At 48.9% G+C, this 2232-nt stretch carries 2 protein-coding genes; one reads left to right on the plus strand and one right to left on the minus strand.

All coding sequences use genetic code 11. The features are described 5' to 3' along the window. Positions 1-620, minus strand: a 620-nt coding sequence (locus ABUA47_RS24225; RefSeq protein ID WP_349832223.1) for an HU family DNA-binding protein, incomplete at its 3' end; no start/stop codon positions are given. A gap of 641 nt (positions 621-1261) precedes the next feature. Between ABUA47_RS24225 and ABUA47_RS24230 the strand changes: the two genes are divergently transcribed. Further along, a partial coding sequence (locus tag ABUA47_RS24230) for an ATP-grasp domain-containing protein (RefSeq protein WP_349832225.1) occupies positions 1262-2232 on the plus strand: 971 nt, incomplete at its 3' end.

Consider the following 2232-nt stretch of genomic DNA (forward strand, 5'->3'; position numbering starts at 1 on the left):
TTCACGTATACCTTATGGCTTCCGATGCCGCTTGTATCGATTCCGCTGCCGGGAGTATGTGCCCATTTGCGCAGTTCCACGGTGGCGGTGGAGCGGACGAGTCCGGTCAGTTGCCGGTAGATGCTGACAGTAAGGAAGGCATGCTTGTCCAGATACTGATGCGCCAGAGCCAGACGTTGTTCGGGGGTGTATTTCTTCGACGAGCGTGCGGGTTTCCAGGAGGCACGTTCCAGTTCGCACCAATGGTTGGTTTCTCTAATCAAGGCCTTGTCTGTGCGGAAGTTCACGCCACTTACGTAGATGCTCCGCGCGTTTCGCTTCGTGGTGCTTTCTTGGGGCTGTTCGCGTTCCTTGTCGGGGTAGATGGACAGTGCGGGGGTGAATACGCCCAATCCTTCTATCTTCACCGAGCGTCCCATTCCCATTTCGTGGGCCAGGGCTTCGCCCAGCTCGCAGATAATTCCTTCGGTTACGCCTTTCGAGAATCCCGAGGTCATGGCGATGTATTCCGCCAGTTCGCGCGTGCCGGTCTGTCCGGTCATCACCATCTTGGGGTAGGTGATTGGTTCGCCCGTGCCTTGCAAGTCGGGCATTTCTTTCATTTGGTAGCGTGTGGTCATTGTTGCGTTCTCCTTTCTTTTCTTTCCTTCGTTGCAAAGTCCTTTTCCCTGCGGAGCAAAGTTCTTTTGGTGGCGGAGAAATCTTAGAATAAAGCCTTTATTCCAAGGAATAGAAATTTTATTTTTAAGAATAAAGGCTTTGTTTGTAGAAACAGAATCCTTGTTCTATTTTTGTATAGGCACAAAGGTAAGTTTCCGTGGCGAGAAAAGCAAGTTTTGGTGGGGAGAATCTTCATATTTATCCGCAAATGCCTTTACTGAGATATAGTCTTTCTTTTTTATATGGAATCGCATTTTTCGGAAAAAGATTTCGGTTGTGGGCGACGGCCGCTCTTCTATTATGGAGGATGACGTTTCTTTTATGCAAAAAAATATGCCACAATTTGCTCTTTTCGTAAATAAGTCGTTACTTTGCACAAATTTTAAAGAGACTATGCAATCGCAGGAAATGAGAAGCAAATATAACCTCCGTTCGAATGAATTTCATTCGGGAGCCGTCAGTTTCTCTTTTTTCGAGAAAGATATTTTTAGTTCTTTGGTAATGCGTTAATCCTTTATTGGGTGACGCATTTTTTTTGTGAAATAGCTACAACTCGTAGTTCGTAGCTTGTAACTCGTAACTTAATAGACAACAAGAGAATATGGAAAAGAATTTAAAGAAAGTGCTTGTCTTGGGTTCTGGTGCGCTCAAGATTGGTCAGGCCGGAGAGTTTGACTATTCCGGTTCGCAGGCGCTGAAGGCGTTGCGCGAAGAAGGTATCGGTTCTGTTTTGGTAAACCCGAACATTGCTACTATCCAGACATCGGAAGGTATCGCCGATCAAGTTTATTTCTTGCCGGTAACTCCTTATTTCGTGGAAGAAATCATCAAGAAAGAACGTCCCGACGGCATTTTGCTGGCATTCGGCGGACAGACGGCGCTGAACTGCGGTACGGAACTCTATCAGAACGGAATTCTTCAGAAATATGGCGTGCGCGTGCTGGGTACTTCCGTTGAGGCGATTATGTACACCGAAGACCGTGACCTCTTTGTGAAGAAGCTGGACGAGATTCCGATGAAGACTCCGAAGAGCCACGCTGTGGAGAGCATGGAGGACGCACTGAAGGCAGCCCGCGAGATTGGCTACCCCGTGATGGTGCGCTCGGCTTATGCTCTGGGTGGACTGGGAAGCGGTATTTGTCCGGACGAGGAAGCCTTCATTAAATTGGCCGAAAGCTCTTTCACTTTCTCCAAGCAGATTCTGGTAGAAGAGTCTCTGAAGGGTTGGAAGGAAATTGAATTCGAGGTAATCCGCGATGCCAACGACCACTGCTTCACGGTGGCAAGCATGGAAAACTTCGACCCGCTGGGCATTCATACGGGTGAGTCCATCGTAGTGGCTCCCACTTGCTCATTGACCGACGAGCAGGTGAAAATGTTGCAGGAGCTCTCCACCAAATGTATCCGCCACCTGGGCATCGTGGGCGAATGTAACATCCAGTATGCGTTCAACGCCGAGACAAACGACTATCGTGTCATCGAGGTGAACGCCCGTCTGTCCCGTTCTTCCGCATTGGCTTCCAAGGCTACCGGTTATCCGCTGGCATTCGTGGCTGCCAAGATTGCGTTGGG

Source organism: Bacteroides sp. RTP31139st1_H2_RTP31139_211217, from assembly GCF_040227615.1.
Classification (GTDB): Bacteria; Bacteroidota; Bacteroidia; order Bacteroidales; family Bacteroidaceae; genus Bacteroides; species Bacteroides uniformis.